Below are 23,638 nucleotides of genomic sequence, written 5' to 3'. Positions count from 1 at the left end.
TTTAGTGTAAAGCATACATGGTGAATGAAAATATGAAGTCATCATAACTCATAACAATTACCTTGTTGTTATGAATTTGATTTAACCATTCAATGCGTTTGAATTTCTATTCCTGTAGCCATCCTACATTTTCTCAAATACTTACTTAGACCTACTTATTTTGCACATAGTTATTTTCCAAAGGAACTATGGGATGTGGCAGTTTGTAGGACGGATACGATAAAATAAAAGACTATAAACTATTGGCCGCTGTCATTCAACAAACACCCGGACTCAAAGACAGGCTGGAATCATGTACTGCACTAACAGGTAAAGTTATAGCGGTCAAAACCAAAATGGGTCACCGCGGAACGCATGGTCTCATTTACATTCAGGACCAATTCGGCACTACAGGAACCAATGCCTATTTAAAGGTAAAAATTAATGTATCCGGATTTGACAGCAATGGAGATGGTTAAACAGATGCGGAATTATATGGGAAGTAGGAATGAAAATTTAAGTGTAACGTTATTTTGAATTATGTTTTGTAAGTCAACACAAAATACTTAAAGTTTAAATCAATATTAATTATATTTGAATTTAGAATAACCTACTTTACTAATATTAGTAAAATATTGAGGCAAATATCCTCGTCTCTTTTTCTTAGTTACTAAACCATTATGGTATAAAATTAACTCTGGAATTTCACCAATTCGATACCTGCGCATATCGTTATTCAGTTTATCATTAAAATACAATAGAATTTCTGAATCAAAATCCAACAAATTGCAATTCTTAGATAAATCCTTCGTTTTATGACGATGGACAATTACATCATATTCCTCACTGTTTACAAAATGAATTTTAAGTGAATCCCATTGAATCGGCTCTAAAATTAATTGAGTATATTCTCCTGAATAGTTCGAATTTTCTGCACAGCTATCATTAAATTGCAGTAAAAATGAATTATTCAACTTTGAAATTATCAATTCTATATTGTATATATTGCCTTCTAAATCAATACACTCTACATCAGTTGAATAAACAATAATAGTTTTAGAATTTGTAAAGTTATCTATTTTAATAAACCCCAAGGAAGAATTAGAAATATATAAACTGTCATTCTTTTGAAAAATTAATTGGCTATGCTCATTAACATAGATGGCGGTAGCGGGTTTTTGACAACTTATTAGTAGAAGTAAAATAAATATTATAAACATGTTTTAGTACATTTGGATAATCCGCTAGTCAAGTTTGTATTGATTTGGTTTTTTTGGGTATTTGTTAAATTTGACCAAGCAGCTGTATTTCGAAGCCCCTGCCATGCAAAAGCCAAATACTCACCATCTGTAAATGTATTACCATAAATATCTTTTAATCCATCCACAATTTTTTGAATCCAATGGGCAGCCAAATATTCATGGTCAGCGACACCATAATTTGGTCCATATTGATTCAAATATGATTGATAATTAGGAAAATAATCATCAATATTTTTATTATATTTGTTAGCTTATTTGCATGAGAGCTCAAACAGTATTTTGTTTTGAACGCTTTTTAAATCAGTTTTAGCTAAAATGAAAAAGGCCGATCTCAATTTATCATTCGATAACTATATGATGAGGTATCGGAAGCTTTTTAACCCATAATATGCATTATGATGAGTTAAATTAAAAAGACTAGATGCATTTAATCAACATCTTTTCCGCCTCAATGCATACAACTTGTATCTAAATAAAAATCAAAAACAGCTCAAGCAATTAAAATTGCTTGTGTCTGATTAATTATGAAAGAAATGGGTTCTTATCTTAGCCACCATCTGATTCATGCTGAGATGATCGGCAGTACCTAATTCAATTTCCTTGGCTTGAAAATGTCTGTCTTCCTGCAGAAAATTCTTTAATTCTTCCTGAGCTTTTCCCGGGCCGATGATAAACACAGCATCTGCCTGAGACACTTGCTCTCCAACTTCCTTGTAGAGCTTTTTCAACTCATTGGAATGTTTGTGGTTCATCACTCCTTCGCTTTTACCATTGGAGGGATTAAAATGAGATTCTATCTTTTTGAGGACATCGTATTCCCCTTCATTTTTTAGATCCGGTGTTCCGATGATGTAGGCATGTAAATGATCTATCCAGACACCTATCACTTTTTTATCGCTGTAGCTCATAATTCTTGGTTTAAAGACCCAAAGCTAATCATTATCCTGCAAACCACCTGCGGTGAAAGTCATCCTTCCCATTGATTCTCATCAACGACCATATCGATTTGGTTCGACGCATAAACATGAGGCCTGCCGAACAAATCCTTCAAGTAAGCCGCATTAAACCAATGAGCCTCCCCTATTTGCATTGAGCAAAATGCTCAAAAAGTCAATTCAAGCAGATTTCCTTTCTCCAGTCTTCTTGAAATCTACCGGATTAGCGAACTTTATGAATGGCTTTCACCTGTTGCAGTTTACCATTCTGTATTCTGGCGTAGTAAATTCCTGCAGGTGCCTGCCCAAGGTCACAAGGTAAATCGTACTTACCAGGAGCCAAATCTCCATCATACAGCGTCTGCATCAACACACCCTGATTGTTGAAAATCTGTACGAGAGTATGATCTCCTTTAGTTTCAAACTTGATGGTAGTGGATTCCTGGAACGGGTTTGGATAGGCATAAAGCAGATTCTCTCCAGCTTTATTGTTTTCATCATGCACACTGGTAGGAATGCAGCCTGATGGATCAAACAGCGGTAAGGCCTGGAAATTCTTCAACAAAACACTTTGCAGATCTTCCTGTGGCACACAGAACCAGTCTTTCAAAATAGAAGCATAGATCGATCTGAAATCGTATTGCATTGGAATATTGGAGTTGGCCGTAGCATTGGGATCAATGGTTGGATTCTTACCGATGACGCCCGGCACGACCTTCTTACCAAAAAGGAACATCGGCTGACCGGCACCGTGATCAGTACCTACCGATCCATTGGAAATGATTCTCCTGCCAAATTCAGAAAAGGTCATCCCGGCAATCCTGTCTTCCAATCCAAGCAGTTTGGCATCGTCCATAAACGCATGGATGGAATCTGCTACCCCTTTAAGGAGGTTGGCGTGATTTCCGGTTTTTCGGTCACTTCCTACAACCTGATTGGAGTGTGTATCAAAACCTCCAGTACTCACCCAATAAATCCTGGTTTTCAATCCGCCAGAAATAAGCTTGGCAACAATTTTTAAGGCATTGGCCAACGACGCTCCCGGCGCACTGCCCGTCGGGTACAAAGTGGAAAGATTTTTTCCTTTGGTGGCTCCAGCTGCAACCGCATCCCCAAACTTATCTGTTTGGCGTTGAACTTCACGCAAATAAAGCAATTCTTTGCCTTTATAATCGGCAGAAGCTGGGTCTTTATAAATCGATCCGGTAAGGTTTAGCGGGTCATTTGTATTGTTGATAGAGATGGCCATGTTGACACCAATATTCTGCAATCCAAGGGGCACATTCCCTCCTATCCGTATGGCCAATGGATCAGGCATGGTCGTATTCGGAAATCCCACCGGGTAATTTGGAAACTCATAATTGAGATATCTACCGGCCCATCCACTGTTCAAAAATTCTTTTGAATCCGATGCCGTCATCCATATATCCGTTGCCCTGAAGTGGGAGAAATTGAAGGAAGGATAACCTACAGACTGTATCACCGATAATTTTTGCTCGTCGTATAATTCTTTAAATTTATTCATCGCGGGATGAATACCTGTTGTTCCATTCGTCCCTCCAAGGACAAGTATATCGGATTCCGGCATCAGCAGATTGGCTCTGTGTTTGGCCAAGGTAGCATATTGATCCAATGGAAAAACGGTATTCAATCCATCATTACCTCCGTTGAGCTGAACAATTACGAGTACACGGTCTGTTTCGTAAAGCGCAGCCGTAAGTGCCGACAACAGAGGGCTGTTGGCATATGCTGTAACGGACATTCCACCTATTGCGACCGGTACAGATTGTATAAATTGTCTTCTTTTCATTTTAATTTTTTTGTGGAGATGAATTAACAAAGATGAAATTCAGCAGCGGATTCCATGTCGAGAAATAAATTCTTCAGCATGGTTGGTACGCGTTTGGCTTCCGGATCAGTGGTGGAAGGATTGTTGATGTATTCCAGCCACGCTTCGGTCCAATAATAATCCGAACTCTGGTTTTCCAAAAGAAAACTCGTCTTCAGTTGATCTTTGACGGCTTGAGAGACCGGCACACCAAACAATAATTCACATGCTTCGGCCACGAGAATATTTGGGTTTTCCGGTACAGAAAACTGCTTGGCAAAGGCTACAAAGTCCACCGTAACTTTTACATTTTTGCTGACGTCCTGATAGTAAAAAGTACCGGAGTTCAGACCGTTTTTACTAATGTTTTCGTAAAAGTTTTTTCGTTCCGGATAGGTGGCTGTGTCGACCCACATTTCATGAAATTGCGGCACCTGATAGTAAGCAGGCCAGCCGGCCACATTGGGTGGATCCATGATGTCCTGGCCCATGTTGCGTGCATAATTCTTAAATACGGACCAGTAATAATATTGTGCCTCAAATTTGGAAGCATCCGGAATTTGATAACCAAAAGCTCTGGTTTTGCCAATCACGAATTGCATCCCGCTTTTAATCATGGCACCCCTTAATTCAGGTTTGAAAAAATAATCTGCGGTAAAGAATGCTTTCAACAATACTTTGAGGTCGTAGTTGCTGTTTCTAAAAACTTCTGCCAGTGGTTCGATCAGATTCACTTCAACATCCGGAGTGATTTCGTAATAACAGAAATAAGTGTATAATTTCCGGCATATAAATTTGGATGTTTCTTCCACGGCTAGAATCATGTCGATCAATTCTCTTATTTCTGCTTCCATGGTAGCACGGGTTGGCGTAGCAACTGCCTTGATCACTTTGTTGCCGTAGAAAGCGGAAAAAACTTTATCTTTTTTATCGTGGTTGTTTAAATTTTCTTTCACGTAAGGTGTTACCGGAACCGCAGGGGTTCCTTCCTGGGTGATCAGACTCCAGCCGGTAAGTACCCTGGCTGCTGCCTTTACGTCATCTTCAGTATATCCTGATCCGGGACCCTTCCCCACACAAAATAACTCCTGAAGTTCCCGTGCATAATTTTCGTCCGGAGCCGTAGCCTTATTCAGATATCCATTCAGGTATTTAAGCATTCCCGGGTCCAGAGTGATCTTGAATAAAAAATCTCTGAAATTACCTACAGCATTTTCCCTAAATAGCTTGTTGGTACGATAGGACATTTGTGCATTCCCTACATCGTTGGCCTCGGTAGAAAAATGATTGTGCCAGAACAAAACCATTTGTTCACGAAGGTTACGTTCCTGCCCCAACATGAGTCCCATCCACCAGGCTTTCAGACTTTCTCTTCTTGAGCCATCTGGATTGGTGGTTTGGTTTCGAATAGGAGTGTCCACCCAGGTCTGGCCTAGCTGAACTTCTGTATCGAGGGCCGTAGGATCCGGCAAGTTATTTACTCTGGCAGAATAATTCTTCACCGGTGGTGCAACAGTAGTTCCGAAAGTCAGCAACTCATCTACCACCTGATTCAGTGATTTTCCTTTAAAATGATTCAAATCTGCATTGGAAACGCCCAACTGGGTACGTCTCAGCAGATGCAGCAACTCCGGTTTGTTGAACGGCCCGGAATAAGGCAACAAAGGACTGTTGATTGGCATAAGGCTTACTTTTTGATATAGGAAACAAGATAGGTAATATTCGCAAATCTGAATATGGAAATGGCAAAATAGACCATCAATACTATGGAAATGATGACCATACCGGATGGAATGTTGCCTGAATACTTTAAATTACCAAATTATTTTTTGGTAGGCGGGAAGCGATCTATATGTACCCTATTGTTTTGGCAGGAATGGAAAGACATTGCGATAGGCGGTCAGCGCAGTAGTTTTGGCACCTTCAGAACGCTTCGCCCAATTCTCGGTAACCTCGGTTGCTTCGATCAAAAAGGCTTGGAGTTGTTCGATTTCCTTGGCGGCATCGCCCTCATACTTTCCAGCTTTAAGACCCTCGGTAAGCAGCTTAAGCCTTTGAGCTTGCTCTTCCCATTTTTGAAGGAATGTCCCTTTGTCTTCGATCATTTTAGATAATCCATCCAATTGGGCCTGATAAGCCTGTCTCATTTCTTCAATGTAATCGAGCTCGGCTTTCTTGAGCTTGGTGTTACCGGCAGCCTGGGTGAAATTATCCTTCAGGAAGTTAACCGTCTGGTGTGAAGCTGCCACCGCACTGTCACCTTCGTGAACCTTTATGGCCATGGCCTGCCATTCTGAACTGAGGGATTCTATTGCTTCACGGTGTTTGGACAATGGATTACAGGCAAAAAGCAAAGCGATGGAGAGCAAGCTAAAAACGTATTTCATCTTTGAAATTTTTGCAAAAATAAGGAAAAAAGAATGGGAGAATTTGAAAATGAGCTAATTTGAAAATTAGCTAATGAGTTAATGACGAAGATTACAAATAGTACCTGCTAAACTATTCGTAAATTTCAAGCAGGGAAGCTCGAAATAACCGGGTTGTTTGATGCTTCCCAGCGTCAAACATTACGGTGATTAAAACCAGAACCTAATATAGTGTACGTTAGCCGCTTTCGCGGTTCCTTCTCTTATCGTGCTGTCGCACGATACTCTGCTGAAGCAGAGATCGTTCAGTCATCTCTCATTCTCTAATTCTCCTGTTAGCCGCTTTCGCGCCTGCCTGCCGACCCAGTCAGGCAGGGTTCCATCACTTATCGTGCTGTCGCACGATACTCTGTTGAAGCAGAGATGGTTCAGTCATGCTTCCCAGCGTCAAAATGACTAAGATCAAAATTGATATTTACTAAACTCTCCGTATGTTTGATTCTGGAGTGCAGGTTTCTGATCACATTAGAGTACATTGTCATGACTGGACAGCCGGAATATACAATCTTGTTTTGTATAGTTCACACAAATTTTTTGGAAGCCAATCTATCATTATATTGAAATGAATAATTTAATATTATCTTATGTATAAATTCTTTTTGGCTATTGCTTTTAATTTATTTCTTATTGATCTGTACTCTCAGAAGTACGACTTCAATTGGATAATGGGTGAACCGTATGCTATTAAGAAAGATTCTCTCGAAGGGACTGCCATTCTGAATTTCAATTCTCAGAATGGCAATCCGTTGATTCAGGCTTCTCCCAAGTTTAAAAATTATATGGGGTCTTATGGTGCTTTGATATCTGATAAGGATGGCAATTTCATGTTCCAATTTAATGGTTATCGTCTTGAAGATTACACTAATAAATGGGTGACAGGTGATGAAGATATTTGCCCAATTAATTATTGTGGTTATCACCCTCAATCGTGTCTAATTATTCCCAATCATAATAATAAATTAATTTTTAATTTAATTAACACTGAAACTTTTGCCGTGGGTGATACAAATGCATATTTATTGTGTCTCAATTTATTTGTAAATAAATTAAGTAATACAATAAATAACTCAGGATTAATACTTCAAAAAATTAGAAATCAAATTGTAAATGACTCGATTGATTTTGAAAGATTGACTGCTTGTCGTCATGCCAATGGGAAGGATTGGTGGATAATTGTTGGACGATTTAACAGAAATGAAGTTTATAGTTTTTTATTTAATGGGGAAAATATTGATACAACTTTCATACAAAATATTGGGAGAATTCCAGGAAATAGTAGTAATGGATATTCCTGTTTTTCACCAGACGGGAATTATTATTGTATAACTTTGGGAGAAAATTTAGATAGTCTTGCAATAGGTGGTGTTGAATTTTACAATTTTGATAGATGTTCTGGATTGATATCAAATCGGCAGTATGTCCTTATTGATACTACTCCTACAATTGCATTCGGATGTGCATTTTCGCCAGACAGCAGATTTCTGTATCTAAGTTCCAGTTATTATCTTTATCAATACGAAATCATCAATGGCAAGCTTTCCAATAAGCAGGTCATAGCTGAATACGATGGACATTACGGACACATTTTTCAGAATAACAGATCGTCTTCCACATTCGGAAATCTTCAATTGGCTCCTGACGGAAGAATCTATTCCAATCCTGAATTCCTACAGTCCAGGTATATGCATGTCATCAATGAACCGAATAAGCCGGGATCTGATTGCGATTTCAGACAGCATTCTGTCCGCCTTAAATCCATCATAACAACAATCCCATCATTCCCCAATTTTCGATTGGGACCAATCGACGGAAGCATCTGTGACAGTCTTGGGATAGACAATATTCCATGGTGCTGGTGGAGATATGAACAGGATACTAGTAGGTCTCTTTGTATTAAATTCAGAGATCTCAGTGCTTATGAAGTATCAGAGTGGTTCTGGGACTTTGGAGATGGTGTTCAAAGCACAGACACTTCGCCCGTTCATTGCTATTCAAAAGGAGGAGTCTATGACGTTTGTCTTATTGTAAAGAATCATAATGGCGCAGACACCTTGTGTCGCAGCTTGAATCTTGGTACAACGCATACAAGTGGTGACAATAATTTGAAAATGCAAATTGAGATATTTCCCAATCCTGCCAATAATTATGTCGTCATTAATTTAATAGACTATATTCCTCAAAGGTTAGTTTGTACACTGTTCAATTCGCAGGGAGAGAAAGTACTTTCTCAGAGAATATTTCAGGGAAGTAACACAATAGATCTGGAGTCAATTCCATCTGGATTATATTTTGTACAATTAGGTGACATCAATGGAATGATGAAGACCGAGAAGTTGGTGATTGAATAAATAATTAGGATAATTTTTTAGAATTTTATGGATCCGTAAATCGGCTAATGAACTATTAAATTAATTTGAAAATTAGCTAATGAGCTAATTAGTTAATAAAAAGACGAACGTTGCTCACAAAAAGTGATCAAAAAAATACTTCATTTATGGATACGTAAATTTCAAGCTAGGAAGCTTGAAATAACAAGGGTTGTCAAACACAACGTAAATATGATCCACTGCTATTTAAGCATAACGTAAATTTCAAGCTGGGAAGCTCGAAATAACCAACAATACGTAAATTTCAAGCTGGGAAGCTCGAAATAACCAACGCAAAGTAAATTTCAAGTTAGGAAGCTTGAAATAACCATATTTATTTGTAGAATCCTTTGGTGAAAACGCTTCCGCCGTTGGTCTTTTTTATTTCCAATAAAAGCATGCTACCCGGTATCGCATGTTTTATTTTTACCGGAAAAGAGGGTTGAATGGTTGATTCCAATAGTCTGCCATCGAGGTTATAAATTTTCAACTCTTCAAATTCTGTTGCATGCATTTTTTGCAGATAGATTTCATCGCCTATCAGGTAAATTAATCCTTGTGTTTCTTCTTTAGACCAAAGGGCGCTGACGGGTTCAGTGGATTTTTGTACCCCATTTTCCATCCACGTCATGCGGTAATAATTCTGACCTTCCATAGGGGTATGATCCATCCAACTAGCAGACATTTCATGATCACCTAATCCGTACATTCCTTCCCATGTCATCCCATCTGTACTTTTCTGCAATTCAATTCCAGCGGTACCGCTGGATTGGTCTGCCAAAATATCCCAATGCAACATGATGCCTTCTTGCTCAGCATTTGCTTCGAGTTTTACATCATTCAAAGCAAGTAATATATCCACATTGATCACAAAAAAACCATTTGCTATGTCGGTGGCAATGACTCTTCCGGATGGTAAATAGGGATACACGCCCCAACATCCTTGATATCCCGAGTAATCGGTATTATTCGGTTCTGTATCAAAATAAGCAACCTTGTACGGATTCTTAGGGTCAGCCATGTTAAATATCTGAACGCCATCATGGTAGTAGGCCAAATAAATATAATCGTCTTTGATGAATGGGTTGTGCACGATACTGGCAGTGTCCCCGGGTGCTAAAAGTGCTGAACGAAAAATGCTGGCCAACTTAGGTTTGCTGATGTCGTTCAACTCGTAAATTTTTAAGCCCATGTTATGAGACTCATCTGCGAATACCAGATTTTTTCCATCGCGGGTCACCCAGCTGCTGTGGTTGTATCCCTTTTGAGGGTAATTGGTGATGGATGAAATTTCAGTAAAATTACCATTCGGGTGAATGGCATAAATTCCCAACCCATAATATCCGTGAGAGGCAAAAGCGGTATCATTTCGAACATGCACATCGTGCACGTATCCACCAGGCAAACTGATCTTTTTTATCAGCTGCGGATGACTTGGGTCCGGATTGAGGTCATACATGATCAGACTGATGCCCACATTATTCAGGCTTGCTCCGGCAATGTAAAGATGCCCTGTTGCTGTATCCACAAAAAGATTGTGCGCCCGATGGAAAGTACTGTCATCTCTCCCCATGAAAGCAATAGAATCCGGCGCATCCTCCAGATCAAAAACTAGTAAACCTTCTGTTCCTTCATCTGCTGTAGTGTACGCATAGTTTCTATACGTTTTGATGTCTCTCCAAATGGAAGAAGCCCCTCCCTTGAAACTAAATATTTTTCGTAAACTTCCGCTGCAGGAACCCGCAATTTCAAAAAAGAAAATACTGTCCACTGTGCCTATAATTCCTACTTCCTCCCCTGCCGGGCACACGTAGCCCCAGACATCGTTGTAGGCTACAGGTCCACGGAATGGCAGATTAGGATCATCGTAACGAAAGCATTGTGACATGTTCCAGTTTTGGCTGATTCCTGAGAAACTGACCATCAAACTCAACAAGACCGCGGCAAAAGTTTTCATTATATTTAACTAATAATTGAGCAAATATATGAAAAATTCTAATATAAAAATCCTTGATATTTTGTCCAAAGATAAAAGGATGCACAAAATTATTCAGGAGACACCTCCGGAACGGATTTTTGAGCGGACTTTTGATGGAATGGTCTTGAAGGACCTGGTGAGTTCTATCATCAGTCAACAATTATCCACTAAAGTCGCCAGAGTCATTTATCAACGATTTTTGGATTTATACAGCGGGGATTTCCCTTCTGTTGAGGACATCATTCAAACGGATCACGAAACGCTCAGAAGTTGTGGGCTATCCAACCAAAAAGCACAGTACATCAAAAATATTGCAGAATATTTCAAACTCCATGGATGGCAAGATGAACAGTTTCATGCGATGACAGACGATGAAATTATAGCCTCACTAACTGCCATCAAGGGTGTGGGAAGGTGGACGGTGGAAATGGTGTTGATCTTTTGCCTGGGGCGGGAAGATGTCTTTGCCTTAGATGATTATGGCATTCAAACTGCTCTTGTGGAGATTTATCGTCTGAAAGAAGAAAAAAAGGCCTTAAAATTAAAAATGGAGCAGATTTCTCAGCGTTGGAAACCTTACCGTTCGACAGCTTGTCTATATCTTTGGGCTTATAAAGACTTGAAATTAAAAATATGATCACCACACAAACCATCGACCAAACCATTGCACGATTCGAATCACAAAGTAAGGATGTGGATGATGCTTTTGAGGCCCTGGAAAACGACCACCAGGAATTGCTCGACGTACTGGCAGGATCCAATGCAGAATCCCTGACGGATGATGAGATGGATTATCTCCTATTTTTGTTTGCGGTGATCTATGACAGTTACCGAAAGTCAGGACCATTGCCTAATCCGGACCTTGAACAAATTGAAAAAACAGAAGATTCCGTATGGGAAATCATCAATGACAAAAAGGATCTGGCTTCTGTGCTGGACCACTATTACGAGCACAGTGCACAACACGACCTGATTGAATTTATTGAATTATCTGTTGGTCCGGACGATGAAAACGAATTCGAACTGAGTGATTCTGGCAGAACCATTTTGCTTGCAGCCTTGCTGGCTGAGGTCGAATTACTGGGTGCTGCTGCTTAGTACAAGCGAGAATTTGTAATCGTTATTTTTAGACCACTTAAGTAAGATTAATCCTCATTCTATTATTTCCAGTAGGCCTTAACTCTATCCCTTACATTCTCCCGCACATTGATGTAATACAAATTAAAATCACCCTTGTGGTAGTTTTTGGTTTGATATAGAATGGCTCCTCTAAACTTCGGCTTACTTGCCCATAAAATATTGCGGTGTATCTGAGCACTCACGCCGGGTTTTGTCGGTTCATTACCCATGTTGATGACCATTCCCTTATTGGCATCTTCAGGCACTTTGAGCTGATCGTTGGTCCAGCTAAGCGGATTGGTGATAAATACCTCCCTTTCTTTGTCCAACCATTTTGGTTTAGTCCCATTTTTGTAGGTTCGCCAACTGCAAATGCAAGAGGTTTCATAAGGTGTTTTACATTCTTTTAGAATCTTAAACTGATCCTTGTAAACAGGCCAACCCGGAATATAGGCTGCAACCAATTTATTTTTCATTTGAGGATTGTCAAAAACCTCTTTAAGCAGACGTACTGCCAATTCTGATCCCTGACTGTGGCCTACAATGATGATTGGTCTGTTGTTGTTGAAATTGTCCCAATAATAAAGAAAGGCATTGTAAACATCTTCGTAGGCTAGCGCAAGAGCCTGATCAGCAGATTTTTTGTCTTTTGTAAAAAAAGCATAATAATGTGCCTGTCGGTATCTGGGCGCATACACTTTCGCAGCCTGATTGAAAATAGAAGCCTGATATAAAACGCCAGACTTGTCAGTGGCCGCATTCAATTCGTTGTTGGTGAGGTCTGCATTCCAACCATTTCCATATTTCTTCTTAAAAAATGAGGTAGGGTGAAGGTAAAACACATCTACATCCTGAGGCAATAAACCATCCTCCACGCCCGGTGGAACTGAATCGGCTGCATCTTTGCGGGTAGGCAGAGCTGCCCAATAATAAGAATCCTGATATCTGGGTGCCTGACCTGTTTTAGCAGGGTTGAATGGGCCCTTCGGTTTTGGAACGGCACAAGAAAATAAAGTGAGGAGGGAGAAAAGGATAAAAATTTTATGCATAATTAAGATAAAGGATAAACTGGCAGACAGGCGGTTATTATGGATTAAGCAACAAAACTAACCAATTTTAGTGAACCATTTGAAATGGCTTAGACGACATTACATATGCCCGGTTAACTGTATTCACAGACCCTTTACAAGCTTGTCGGGATAAAAGCTTAATTTTGCATTCTTTTCATAATACAAGTAATTTGAGTAACAAGAAAGATATTCTACAGCTTACCGACGAGCAACTTGCTGCAAGTCTGCTTGAACTGGGCTTTGAGAAATACCGGACCAAACAAGTCAAGGAGTGGTTGTGGAAACATGCTGTTCGTTCATTTGACGACATGAGTAATCTCAGCATCGAACAACGTAGGTTGCTTAATGAGCATTTCGAAATAAAAGCGCTGAAGCTGGACAAAATGCAGAAGAGTCGGGATGGCACCCTCAAATTCCGTTTTGTCCTGCATGATGGTTTAAAGATTGAATCTGTGTTGATTCCGGTCCTGGAGAAAAATCGCTACACGGTGTGTATTTCTTCACAGGCCGGGTGCAGCCTCACCTGCAGTTTTTGCGCTACCGGCAGGATGGGTCTGCTGCGACAGTTGACCGTTGCAGAAATTTTTGATCAATATGCCGAAGTAAATAAAAAATGCCTAGAAGTCTATGAAAAGCCTGTTTCCAACGTCGTGTATATGGGTATGGGCGAACCACTGTTGAACTATAAAAATGTAATTCAATCCATTCGCAGATTGAATGATCAGGTGGGTCCGGACATGTCTTATCGCAAGATTACCGTATCCACAGCTGGAATAGCCAAGATGATTAAAAAATTGGCAGATGAAGAATTAAAAGTAAATCTTGCACTCTCCCTGCATGCGGCTAATGATGAAAAACGGCAGGACATGATGCCCATTAATGAGCACAACAATCTGCACGCATTGATGGGTGCCTTGAAATATTTTTATGACAAGATCGGAACCAAGATCAGTTATGAATACATCGCCTTTGAACATTACAACGACAATGCGCTGGATGTAAAAAATCTGGTCCGTTTGTGCAGCCATTTTCCGGTGATGGTAAACATCATTGAATACAATCCTGTCCCTGGAATTGATTATCAAAAATCCTCTGAAGATCGTCTGGAGGCTTTTGCCAAGGCAGTCCACAAACATGGTGTCATGATTACCGTCCGTCGTAGTCGCGGCAAGGATATCGATGCTGCCTGTGGTCAGTTGGCAAATCGGGACTAACCTGAACAAATAAAAGGCAACATTGTCCGGGAAATTTCGTTGATTTGTGGAGATGAAGCAAACCATCCTTACACCTCCTTGGAACACCGGTATCGTATTGGTGTTTTTTTTATTTTGTTCCACTATTCTGGAAGCGCAGTTGAACTTTAATAAGATAGCTGCAGTAGATACCCAATATAATGCATTGGTAAAATCCATTTCCATAAGAGAAAATAATGATCCGGTATTTTTACCGATCCTCCATTTGAATAAATCTTATCAACTCCAGGTTCATTTTGATTTGATGGAAGGAACGCCCAGACAATTATTTTATGGGATTTGTCATTACAACAAAGACTGGACTATGTCTGATTTGCAATTGCTGGAATACCTGGATGGTTTTACAGAGTTGCAGATACAAAAATTCCGCGCCTCTTCGCAGACCTACACTCCCTATGTACATTATCAGCTTACCCTTCCTTCTGCCGACATGAGTTTCAGGGTCACCGGGAATTTTATGCTGGCGGTGTACGACAATACAGGTGAAGTCTATTTTACCAGAAAATTTTATGTAACGGACAACAGTTTCAGGGCGACGCCAAGATTTATAAATCCTGTTGATCCGGAGAAAGTATTGACCCATCAATCCATCAGTCTGATCGTTAGTGGTGGCCAGAGTATTATTTATAATCCGGGCCTGGAGGTACAGATTGAAATCCTTCAGAACGGGAATCCAATGACAAAAAAGATATTGACGGAGCCTTTGTTTTTTTCCGGAAATCAATTGAATTATACCAAACAGGATGGCATACTTTTTCCGGGCATGAAAGAATACCGGCGAAAAGATTTGCGATCCATCCAGCACAAGACTTTGGGCATATCCTATTGGGATGAGAAAGACAATGAATTTCATTGTTATTTCAAACCGGAAGAATCCAGATTGTATAAAAATTACCACACTGATTTTGATTTTAACGGAAGAGTGATGTATGCACTTGAAGATGATTACGATGCCTCTTCAGATTATCGCAGTGAATATGTCTGGGCACATGCAAAACTGCAAACCAATGTACCTTCTGATCATGCAGTTTACCTCTATGGTGCATTGACCGACTGGAAACTTAAGCAGGAGTTCCGAATGGAATATGATGAAACGGAAAGAGCCTATTCCGGTACCTTTTACATCAAAAATGCGGTATTCGATTACATGTATGCCACTACCGATGACGAGGGAAAAATTACTACCAGCTTTTACGAAGGCGATTGGTATGAGACCGAGAACGATTATCTCATCATGGTTTATTACCGCCCATTCGGCACCCGCTATGATCGTTTGGTTTTCGCTGGAAGATTTAATTCCAATAAACAATAAGATCAAAATTTTACAGCCTTACTGATACCATTTTCCTTGGTCAAGTCAAAAATTTTGGAAGAATCCAGTTTTGCGGACCCCGGAATTCAATAAAGTTGACCCAAATTCCATCCTTTTATCATTGTTCTTTTTTGTCTTAATAAACCCATTCTATGCATTAGAATTTCTATTCCAAATCAAATAAATTCAGCTTTCGCTGTTCCCTCAATTGTCTTGCTGTCGCAAGCCATTTCGCTTTGCGAAAATCGTTCAGTCATTCATTAGCTAATTTTCAAATTTTCAAATTCTCTAATTTCCTCGTTAGCCGCTTTCGCGGTTCCTTCCCTTGAAGCACTGTCGTGCTTCATTCCGCATTGCGGAAATCGGTCAGTCACCTTAACCAGCAATAATAGCTCTAGGCCTTTTTGTCATAAATTTATTAGCTTACCTGCATGCGAGCTCAAACAGTATTTTGTTTTGAACGCTTTTTAAATCCGTTTTAGCTAAAATGAAAAAGGCCGGGCTGAATTTCTCATCCAATAACGATATGATGAGGTATCGGAATCAAAATTCAACTCTTAAAGATGGTTGGTTTCTTCTTAATCTCTATAAAATTTACCTGACTCATTTTCTTTTCATCCATCACAGGTTTAAACCAATTATATATTACAAATAGTTTGTGTCATTTTGAGCTAACACACATCTGCTTACCATAAAATAAAGTTGAATCCGATTATATTATTGGATCATCACTTTTTTTACGACAGACCGTCCATTTGCATCCTGTAACCGGATATAATATATCCCGGGGTTAATCCAATGTGCGTTGATTTGAACTTCTGATCTTACTGAGTTTTTCTGAAGAAGAATATCGCCTGCTGAGTTAATCAATTTCAAATCAAATTGCCTGTCGTCCCACATCACCGTTATATGATCCGCTTGTTGATTAATTTTTACTGCATTCAAATTTTGAGTTGCAGATTCATCTGTTGCAGAAGGCAGACACATGACCTTATTTAATTTTTGCCAAATGGTATCAGGCAATGTAATGGGAACTGCTCCTGTTCCGGGGGCATTTCCCATTCTTACTACCACCAGATTTTGGCTGGGTACCACATGAATGATCTGACCATTTTTTCCGAGTGCGGAAAACATATCTGTAGGTGCATTTGGAGTGAGAGATCCCGGAAAAACAAATTGAAGGCCGGGAACCATAAATGAAGCTTTGCCATTCAGCCACCACAGATAACCGTAAGATTTATTGAGATCCTGAGAAGTTGTAATCATTTTCTGATAATAATCCATGTCCTTTAAAATCTGGTTGCCGTTCCAGTTGCCCTTGTTCAGCATCAATAATCCAAATCGTGCCATGACCCTTGGCTTACTGAAAAAAACATTGTTGAAGTCAATCGGTAAAAAACTACCATAAATTCCTGTCTGGGTACTCAGTTTGGAGAGTACAAAAGAATTCAGATTTGCTCCAGTGGCAGATTCAATAACCTTATCCAAAAGGGTGTAAGCCGCGTTGTGGTAGGCCCATCTTTTCCCAGGCTCAGCAAGACATTTCAAACAATCTTTATCCGTACAATCAACATTAGGAACACCATCATCCAAACCTGTGGTCATGGTAAGCTGGTGCCTTACTTTAATACGTGCTTCTTCTTGTGCGGTACAGTCGGTCCAACCGGTTCCCAAATATTTTGAACTTGGGTCTTCGATGGAAAGTTTGCCTTCCTGTTGCGCGATGCCAACTAAAAAAGAAGTCAGGGATTTGCCTGCAGATGCCCAATACCAGAGACTGTCTTTTGTAAATGTGCCAAAATATTTTTCCAAAACGATACGACCGTCTTTCAGAACTATAAAACCCTTTGAATTGGCGTCTTCAAGGAAATCATACAATTCTGGTAAATGTTCTTCACACCAGCCTAACGATGCAGGACTTGTTGTCTCCCAGACGCTGCCCGTGACAGGCGGAAAATATATATTTTGGCAGTGCAGGGATAAAGTAAACAAAATAAAGGAAAAGATTCCCAAGCAAGGTTTCCAGTTAAATATCATTGGCATAATAAAAAAAGTTGCAAAAACTTAAAACTCCAAAGTAGATAGTAAAGCTTAGACTGCATTAAATTGTTTATGTTTAATCCGGAGTGCTATGATTTTTATAAAATATTTTAACTTATCTTGGGTTTCTTTTTCTCCAGTTAATACACCTACATGAAACAAAAATTAGTAGTTCTGACCGGTGCAGGAATGAGCGCAGAAAGTGGGATAAGCACCTTCCGGGATGCGGGAGGACTGTGGGAGGGACATGATGTAATGGAGGTGGCCTCTCCAGAAGGGTGGCGAAAAAATCGTGAACTCGTTTTGGATTTTTATAATCAACGAAGGAGACAATTGCTTACCGTAAATCCAAACCATGCACATTATGGACTTGCAGAACTGGAATCTCAATTTGATGTCCATATCCTTACTCAAAACGTAGATGATCTGCATGAACGGGCAGGCAGTAGTAAAGTGCTTCATCTTCATGGCGAATTGCTAAAGGTGAGAAGCACCGGACATCCTGAATTGGTATACGAATGGAAAAAAGATTTGAATGCCGAAGATCGCTGCGAAAAAGGATTTCCGCTCAGGCCACATATAGTATGGTTTGGTGAAGAAGTGCCACTATTGTATCGTGCTATGGAAATTGCCCAACAGGCAGATTACTTTGTCATCATCGGCACTTCACTGCAAGTATATCCTGCTGCAGGGTTATTGACCTATACCCCTGAAGGAATTCCCATGTTTTACATTGACAAAAACCCCAATCTGACAAGGGATCTTTATTCAATTGACAACCTACAGGTATGGCCCGGTACAGCAACGGAAGGCGTTGAAAAATTGAAAGATTTTTTTGGTAAGATTTAGGAAAAAATATTTTTGATTTTAAAAATATTTTTAGGCATTATTTTTATTGTAATTGAATTGTAAGTGTTTATTTTTATAGCTTACATGAGAATATTTACTAATGAACAACTAAATTTTTTTTTTTGCTTTGAGTCTGTGCCGACTTATGCAGTAATTGCATTAAGAAATAACCAGTTGTAAACTTGTTTAGATTAAAAAACGCTCTAATGTGGCAATTATATTTCCTGTGGAATGCATGGCGATGGATGTGTAGATGGATTTGCTGCTATATTTCGCATAAGCGTAAAGACACGCATCTACAAAACTCTGCACGATTCCCAGATTTGAACTTAAGGTGTTTTGGTATGCAAAATTATGCAGTGCAACAAATAGCAATGCCTGAATGGCAATGGCTAAATGTCTGTTTAAATTTCGTTTCTCCAATACATGCAACAATATTCCTCTAAAGATTAGTTCTTCTGCGACAGGTGCAAGAATCACTGCACCCAGTATTCTTAGAATGGTGGTGGGTACATCATGATTCCAGGGCGTTAATTCCAATAATCCTGCCTGATTCAAAATAAACTCAATACCTAAAATAAAAAAGAGAAATCCAATAATCCAGCTAAGAAAAATTCCCAAGGATTTTGGTTTTGCTAATGAAAGATCCTGAGGATTTATTTTGCCTTGTCGAATCCGGAAATGGATTACCAAAATGATAAGAATGAATGGCAATATTTTTAGGATCGCTTTTGTAATTTCTGTATTCATATTGTTCCTCTATTATGGTAAATGATTTCCTCCCTGTTCTGACTTATTGCAAATAAAGTACTAAGCTTTTAAAACGGAATCGGTCAAAAATACATCTAAGTTTCCAAATTAAACACATTGGATAAATGAATTACAATACTTAAATACTTGATCATAAACTATCATCTGGCCCAGGGCGAAGTCTATATTTCTGATGAGCAAAGTTCGCATGTAGAAAAGTACCCAAATGTATTATCCGATCTATGAAATGGAATGAAATTTGGATATCCGGATACACAGGATAAAAGAATATGCTTACTTTTAGGGCCGGCATTCCAGGATGTATAAATGAATAACTGATCTTGCCAAAAATTTATGAATTACCGATTTTTAATTTTCCTTTCGTTTTTATTGATAATATTCCCGCTCACTGAAATCAAAGCACAATGTGCAGGTTTAGACGCTGATGCAGGACCTGATATGGTCATTTGTGATCCTTCCCAGATCATTCAGCTTCAAGGCTCCATTCAGGGTAACTACACCAAGTTTATGTGGTCGCCTTCCACCAACCTAAGCAGCCCCAATGTACTGGATCCCCTCGTAACTACACGCGTGCCGGGTAAATACACCTTTAAACTTTCTGCAGAAGGAGTATCCACTACCAACCTGATCACCAACGGAGATTTTGAAGCCGGCAATACAGGCTTTTCATCCAACTATACCTATAATTTTACGAACACTACCGAAGGAGAATATTTTGTAACCAATAACCCTTCTTCATGGAACGGAGGCTTCGCACCCTGTGGTGACCATACATCTGGCGGAGGAAACATGTTGTTGCTGAATGGGCACCCTTCGGCCGGAACGAATTTCTGGTGTCAAACCATCCCCACGGTCGCCGGAAGAATGTACTTGTTTGAATTCTGGCATACCTCTGTGGTGTCAAGCAATCCGGGGCAATTGAACATTAAAATCAATGGAATGTCCGTTGGCGGTGTTCAGGCAGCCAGTTTATGCAATTGGGAGCGGTTTGAATATTGTTTTACTGCGACCTCAGGATCTACCCAAATATGTATGAATGAAGGATCCGGAATTCGGGGAGGAAATGATTTTGCAATTGATGATGTCGCACTTTTCGAAAAGTGTACCGACATGGATGAGGTGGTGGTCGAAATCATTGACCTCAAAGCCAAAATAGACATCCTTAAAAAACCAAAATGTTCTTCCGAGCCTTTTGATCTCACCGCACTTGGTTCATCCACCGGACCGAATATTCGTTATGAATGGTCTACTGATGTAGGCAGAATTCTATCCCAAAATGGATTGACTGCCAAAGCTCGCGGATCCGGAATTTATACCGTGAAAGTAATTTATACCAATGGCAATACAACTTGTGAACAAGAAGCATCCATCGAATTTATTGCGCCGGATATCTTGGTGGGATCCGTGGTCGCCAATGGTAAAATCAATTGCCGCGGTGACAGTATTTCCATTGATGTAGACATGGCCTCTGGCAGTGGTGATTATTCCTATAAATGGTCTCCTGACTCCTCAATCATCCAAGGACAAAATACCGAGTCTGTCTTTGTGAAGGAAATAAAAAAATATGTGGTAACTGTTACGGACAACAATTCAGGATGTACTCTTATCATGGATGTAGACATTACAGCAGATACCCTCAGACCGGTTGCAAAAATTTTTGGTGACAGCCTGTTGGATTGTCGTAAGACACAAGTTAATTTAATATCCGGCTTGAGAGATTCTTTACGTACGTTATTGACCTGGATCACTCCGGATCAAAACACGATCAGCAATAAAAATTCAATTACTTCCAGTCAAAATGGTTTATACAAACTGGTAATTATAGATACCGTCAATTTTTGCATGGACAGCGCCACAAAACTGGTTGAGACAGACACGTTTCCACCAATGCTGGAGTTAGGTCCGGACCTGAGCATAGATTGTAAAAAAGATTTTGCCATAGTCACTAACATGAATCCCAACTTACCCGGATTCTATTATTACTATTGGGAAATTGACAACACCAAACTTCCGGTGGAAAATGATTTGAATAATAAAACTATTTCTTCCAAAGCAAAAGTAAAACTTCGGTTGGTGAATGATAGAAATGGATGCGAGATTCTGGACAGTCTTCAAATCATCGATACCAGAATCTTACCTTTTGTGGATGCAGGAAAAGACAGTTTGCTAAACTGCAATCAAACTACCATCAAACTCCAGGCAAATTTTGATCCAAAAGATTCCGTAATATTTTTGTGGTCTACCCCAACCGGAAATATTTTATCAGGTGGAAATACACCTTCTCCGGTTGTTGATCAAAAGGGTTGGTATTTTGTAAAAGTTTCCAATCCAATGAACGGATGTGAAAACATTGATTCCGTCTTCGTGGATGAAAATAAAATCAAACCTCAAGTTGTTTTAGGTCCTGATCTACTGTTTAGTTGCAAGGACAGCATCATCAGTATTGATGCATCTTCGAGTAGTACCGGTAGCAACCTCAGATTTAATTGGACTACTCCTGATGGCAATATACAGTCCGGAAATGGAAGCCCGAAAATTAATGCTTCTGCCCCCGGCATCTACAAGCTTACCATCTTTAATGTTGACAATGGATGCAGTGATTCGGCCAGCATTCGTTTGAATCCTGACCTTAACAAACCCGTCATTGCCATCGGAGCAGCAGATACTCTGACTTGTAAAAAAACAAGCATCAACTTATCAGCTTCTGCAAATTCATCCTCCGGAAATCCATTGAACGTACTGTGGACCGGTCCTTCGGGTGGAAACATCACAAATCCGTCGACGTTGAATCCAACCGTTCGAATTCCTGGACAATACGTGCTGATAGTTACCGATGCAACCAATGGATGCAGTTCGCAGGCTATCGTTGAGGTATCTGTAGACACCCTATCCCCAATTGCAAATGCCGGTAACGATGCAGTCTGGAATTGTGCCACCACTTCTCTTAATTTGTCAGGAGTTGCTACGGGAAATTCATCTCAATATTCATTTCAGTGGACGACCAATGGAGGTATTATCAACGGTAATTCAAATGCACAAACCATTCGGGCGGACGCACCGGGTGATTACTCTCTTCGGGTAGAAAATATAAAAAACGGATGTGTCGCTTTTGATCAGTTGACCATTGTTCCGGATTTGTCAAAACCAACAATTATTCTTCCTCTTCCTGACACCATAAATTGCCTTAGGAGTTTCGTAATACTTCAATCCAATGCTAACGGACAAACTCCCCAATTAACCTACAAATGGTCAACAGTGAATGGCAACATCATCAGTGGTGTTGATTCCAGTTTTGTAAGGGTGGATCGCACAGGCCAATACAGATTAACCGTCACAGATGAAAAAAACAAATGCACGGAAGAAACAAGCGTGACCGTAGTAGAAAATAAAGTAAAACCAATCATCCGAATCCTGCAACCACAAGAGTTGAATTGTTCGAGACGCATCATTCCAGTCACGGCCACTGTTCAAAATTCCGGATCAAATTTCAATGTATTGTGGACTACTTCAAATGGCAATCTTGTCAGCAATCCAAATGATTTAAATGCGCAAGGAAATAAAGCCGGTACTTATTACCTGCGCATCACGAATCCCACAAATGGTTGTGAAAGTCTGGACAGCGTCACCATCTTAGAAAACACCAATCTCCCTGTCGATATTAATTTTGATCTGCAACAACCAAAATGTACAGGTGACGAGGCTTCTGTAAACATTCTGAGCATCGTTGGAGGAACAGGACCATTTACTTATTTCCTTGATGGAAAAATGATCAACCAACTTTACCTTACCGGACTTGCCCCGGGTGTACACAGACTGGAAGTTACCGATGCCAATGGATGCATTGTCTCCAAAGATTTTCAAATCCTTACGCCCTCTGCTACCGGCGTCAATTTACCAAGCTCTGTAAAAATAAATGCGGGCGATCCATTTACACTAAAACCTGTCTTTTCAATTCCAACAGATTCCATTGCCTGGATCCTATGGACTCCTGCTGAATTCCTGAGCTGTTCAGATTGTCCGGAACCTAATCTTAAAGGACTCAATACAGAAACCAGCTTTACCATCACTTACGCCAACAAACAAGGATGTACAGCCAGTGCCAGCATTTTAATTCAGATCATTAAACGAGGTGTTTGGGTGCCAAATGCATTCAGTCCTAATGGAGATGGTATCAATGATTACTTATTTCCGATTGTTTCGGAAGACAGTTACCGAACAATCAAATCTCTTTCCATTTACGACCGATGGGGTGAACTTGTTTTTAGAAAAAATAACTTCGAACCCAATGTTCCATCAGAAGGATGGGATGGAAAATTTAAAAGCGAAGTACTTAATCCTGCTGTTTTTTTATATGTGTTGGAAGTAGAGTGGAAGAATGGTCAAACACAATTGCTAACAGGTGATTTTACCTTGATGAGATAAAATATGAGATGTGTAAGTTTAAGATGAA

18 protein-coding genes are annotated in these 23,638 nt (G+C 39.8%); 8 read left to right on the top strand and 10 right to left on the bottom strand.

The window, feature by feature from the left end:
- The first annotated feature begins 242 nt into the window (after positions 1 to 242).
- Positions 243 to 458 (top strand): hypothetical protein, encoded by a 216-nt coding sequence (locus IPJ83_04365; GenBank protein MBK7879777.1) that lies wholly within the window; start codon positions 243 to 245, stop codon positions 456 to 458.
- A gap of 105 nt (positions 459 to 563) precedes the next feature.
- On the opposite strand, the gene IPJ83_04360 is transcribed toward IPJ83_04365, so the two are convergent.
- From IPJ83_04360 to IPJ83_04335, 6 genes are all read right to left on the bottom strand, one after another.
- A complete protein-coding gene (locus IPJ83_04360; GenBank protein ID MBK7879776.1) occupies positions 564 to 1,199 on the bottom strand; it encodes a hypothetical protein in 636 nt (211 codons plus the stop codon).
- Positions 1,190 to 1,438, bottom strand: a complete 249-nt coding sequence (locus tag IPJ83_04355) for a hypothetical protein (protein ID MBK7879775.1) — start codon at positions 1,436 to 1,438, stop codon at positions 1,190 to 1,192. The genes IPJ83_04360 and IPJ83_04355 overlap by 10 nt, the downstream gene beginning before the upstream one ends.
- A 321-nt stretch (positions 1,439 to 1,759) precedes the next feature.
- Positions 1,760 to 2,149 carry a hypothetical protein gene (locus tag IPJ83_04350; protein ID MBK7879774.1) on the bottom strand — a complete coding sequence of 130 codons (390 nt, stop codon included), beginning with the start codon at positions 2,147 to 2,149 and terminating at the stop codon, positions 1,760 to 1,762.
- A 250-nt stretch (positions 2,150 to 2,399) separates the two neighbouring features.
- The gene (locus IPJ83_04345; protein MBK7879773.1) at positions 2,400 to 3,986 is read right to left on the bottom strand and encodes a DUF1501 domain-containing protein; all 1,587 of its coding nucleotides are present in this window, start codon (positions 3,984 to 3,986) and stop codon (positions 2,400 to 2,402) included.
- Positions 3,987 to 4,009: 23 nt separating this feature from the next.
- Positions 4,010 to 5,686, bottom strand: coding sequence for a DUF1800 domain-containing protein (locus IPJ83_04340; protein ID MBK7879772.1), 1,677 nt, complete (start codon positions 5,684 to 5,686; stop codon positions 4,010 to 4,012).
- Positions 5,687 to 5,863: 177 nt separating this feature from the next.
- Positions 5,864 to 6,391 carry a hypothetical protein gene (locus IPJ83_04335; GenBank protein MBK7879771.1) on the bottom strand — a complete coding sequence of 176 codons (528 nt, stop codon included), beginning with the start codon at positions 6,389 to 6,391 and terminating at the stop codon, positions 5,864 to 5,866.
- A 623-nt stretch (positions 6,392 to 7,014) separates the two neighbouring features.
- Here IPJ83_04335 and IPJ83_04330 point away from each other — a divergent pair.
- Positions 7,015 to 8,778 (top strand): T9SS type A sorting domain-containing protein, encoded by a 1,764-nt coding sequence (locus IPJ83_04330; GenBank protein MBK7879770.1) that lies wholly within the window; start codon positions 7,015 to 7,017, stop codon positions 8,776 to 8,778.
- Between the two features lie 352 nt (positions 8,779 to 9,130).
- Here IPJ83_04330 and IPJ83_04325 read toward each other — a convergent pair whose 3' ends face one another.
- Positions 9,131 to 10,753 (bottom strand): choice-of-anchor B family protein, encoded by a 1,623-nt coding sequence (locus tag IPJ83_04325; protein ID MBK7879769.1) that lies wholly within the window; start codon positions 10,751 to 10,753, stop codon positions 9,131 to 9,133.
- 43 nt (positions 10,754 to 10,796) lie between these two features.
- On the opposite strand from IPJ83_04325, the gene IPJ83_04320 reads away from it, so the two are divergent.
- The gene (locus tag IPJ83_04320) at positions 10,797 to 11,411 is read left to right on the top strand and encodes a DNA-3-methyladenine glycosylase 2 family protein (GenBank protein ID MBK7879768.1); all 615 of its coding nucleotides are present in this window, start codon (positions 10,797 to 10,799) and stop codon (positions 11,409 to 11,411) included.
- Positions 11,408 to 11,872: a hypothetical protein gene (locus IPJ83_04315; protein ID MBK7879767.1), complete on the top strand. Its 465-nt coding sequence runs from the start codon at positions 11,408 to 11,410 to the stop codon at positions 11,870 to 11,872. Before IPJ83_04320 ends, IPJ83_04315 begins: the two co-directional genes overlap by 4 nt.
- Before the next feature lie 62 nt (positions 11,873 to 11,934).
- Here IPJ83_04315 and IPJ83_04310 read toward each other — a convergent pair whose 3' ends face one another.
- Positions 11,935 to 12,942 carry a DUF3089 domain-containing protein gene (locus IPJ83_04310; GenBank protein MBK7879766.1) on the bottom strand — a complete coding sequence of 336 codons (1,008 nt, stop codon included), beginning with the start codon at positions 12,940 to 12,942 and terminating at the stop codon, positions 11,935 to 11,937.
- A gap of 191 nt (positions 12,943 to 13,133) precedes the next feature.
- Between IPJ83_04310 and rlmN the strand changes: the two genes are divergently transcribed.
- Both rlmN and IPJ83_04300 read left to right on the top strand, forming a co-directional pair.
- Complete coding sequence (rlmN, locus tag IPJ83_04305; GenBank protein ID MBK7879765.1) at positions 13,134 to 14,177, top strand: 23S rRNA (adenine(2503)-C(2))-methyltransferase RlmN; 1,044 nt, start codon at positions 13,134 to 13,136, stop codon at positions 14,175 to 14,177.
- A 52-nt stretch (positions 14,178 to 14,229) separates the two neighbouring features.
- Entirely contained in the window at positions 14,230 to 15,528 is a 1,299-nt protein-coding gene (locus IPJ83_04300; GenBank protein ID MBK7879764.1) for a DUF5103 domain-containing protein, read from the top strand.
- 717 nt (positions 15,529 to 16,245) lie between these two features.
- Here IPJ83_04300 and IPJ83_04295 read toward each other — a convergent pair.
- Positions 16,246 to 17,571, bottom strand: a complete 1,326-nt coding sequence (locus IPJ83_04295; protein MBK7879763.1) for a serine hydrolase — start codon at positions 17,569 to 17,571, stop codon at positions 16,246 to 16,248.
- A 150-nt stretch (positions 17,572 to 17,721) separates the two neighbouring features.
- Between IPJ83_04295 and IPJ83_04290 the strand changes: the two genes are divergently transcribed.
- Entirely contained in the window at positions 17,722 to 18,417 is a 696-nt protein-coding gene (locus IPJ83_04290; protein MBK7879762.1) for an NAD-dependent deacylase, read from the top strand.
- 186 nt (positions 18,418 to 18,603) lie between these two features.
- Here IPJ83_04290 and IPJ83_04285 read toward each other — a convergent pair whose 3' ends face one another.
- Positions 18,604 to 19,167 (bottom strand): CPBP family intramembrane metalloprotease, encoded by a 564-nt coding sequence (locus IPJ83_04285; GenBank protein ID MBK7879761.1) that lies wholly within the window; start codon positions 19,165 to 19,167, stop codon positions 18,604 to 18,606.
- A gap of 354 nt (positions 19,168 to 19,521) precedes the next feature.
- Between IPJ83_04285 and IPJ83_04280 the strand changes: the two genes are divergently transcribed.
- Positions 19,522 to 23,610, top strand: a complete 4,089-nt coding sequence (locus IPJ83_04280; GenBank protein ID MBK7879760.1) for a gliding motility-associated C-terminal domain-containing protein — start codon at positions 19,522 to 19,524, stop codon at positions 23,608 to 23,610.
- The last annotated feature ends 28 nt before the right edge of the window (positions 23,611 to 23,638 follow it).

It is taken from the genome of Candidatus Vicinibacter proximus (assembly GCA_016713905.1).
Taxonomy (GTDB): Bacteria; Bacteroidota; Bacteroidia; order Chitinophagales; family Saprospiraceae; genus Vicinibacter; species Vicinibacter proximus.
The sequence above is the reverse complement of the archived record's forward strand: the minus strand, read 5'-3'. Positions and strand labels throughout refer to the sequence as shown.

What these genes read in the sequence shown, in the direction of transcription:
- IPJ83_04280 (MBK7879760.1), top strand. Translation starts at nt 19,522, where the DNA reads ATGAATTACCGATTTTTAATTTTCCTTTCGTTTTTATTGATAATATTC.
- IPJ83_04330 (MBK7879770.1), top strand. Translation starts at nt 7,015, where the DNA reads ATGTATAAATTCTTTTTGGCTATTGCTTTTAATTTATTTCTTATTGAT.
- IPJ83_04335 (MBK7879771.1), bottom strand. Translation starts at nt 6,391, where the DNA reads ATGAAATACGTTTTTAGCTTGCTCTCCATCGCTTTGCTTTTTGCCTGT.
- IPJ83_04350 (MBK7879774.1), bottom strand. Translation starts at nt 2,149, where the DNA reads ATGAGCTACAGCGATAAAAAAGTGATAGGTGTCTGGATAGATCATTTA.
- IPJ83_04360 (MBK7879776.1), bottom strand. Translation starts at nt 1,199, where the DNA reads ATGTTTATAATATTTATTTTACTTCTACTAATAAGTTGTCAAAAACCC.
- IPJ83_04345 (MBK7879773.1), bottom strand. Translation starts at nt 3,986, where the DNA reads ATGAAAAGAAGACAATTTATACAATCTGTACCGGTCGCAATAGGTGGA.
- IPJ83_04310 (MBK7879766.1), bottom strand. Translation starts at nt 12,942, where the DNA reads ATGCATAAAATTTTTATCCTTTTCTCCCTCCTCACTTTATTTTCTTGT.
- IPJ83_04300 (MBK7879764.1), top strand. Translation starts at nt 14,230, where the DNA reads ATGAAGCAAACCATCCTTACACCTCCTTGGAACACCGGTATCGTATTG.
- IPJ83_04285 (MBK7879761.1), bottom strand. Translation starts at nt 19,167, where the DNA reads ATGAATACAGAAATTACAAAAGCGATCCTAAAAATATTGCCATTCATT.
- IPJ83_04340 (MBK7879772.1), bottom strand. Translation starts at nt 5,686, where the DNA reads ATGCCAATCAACAGTCCTTTGTTGCCTTATTCCGGGCCGTTCAACAAA.
- IPJ83_04325 (MBK7879769.1), bottom strand. Translation starts at nt 10,753, where the DNA reads ATGAAAACTTTTGCCGCGGTCTTGTTGAGTTTGATGGTCAGTTTCTCA.
- IPJ83_04315 (MBK7879767.1), top strand. Translation starts at nt 11,408, where the DNA reads ATGATCACCACACAAACCATCGACCAAACCATTGCACGATTCGAATCA.
- IPJ83_04295 (MBK7879763.1), bottom strand. Translation starts at nt 17,571, where the DNA reads ATGCCAATGATATTTAACTGGAAACCTTGCTTGGGAATCTTTTCCTTT.
- IPJ83_04290 (MBK7879762.1), top strand. Translation starts at nt 17,722, where the DNA reads ATGAAACAAAAATTAGTAGTTCTGACCGGTGCAGGAATGAGCGCAGAA.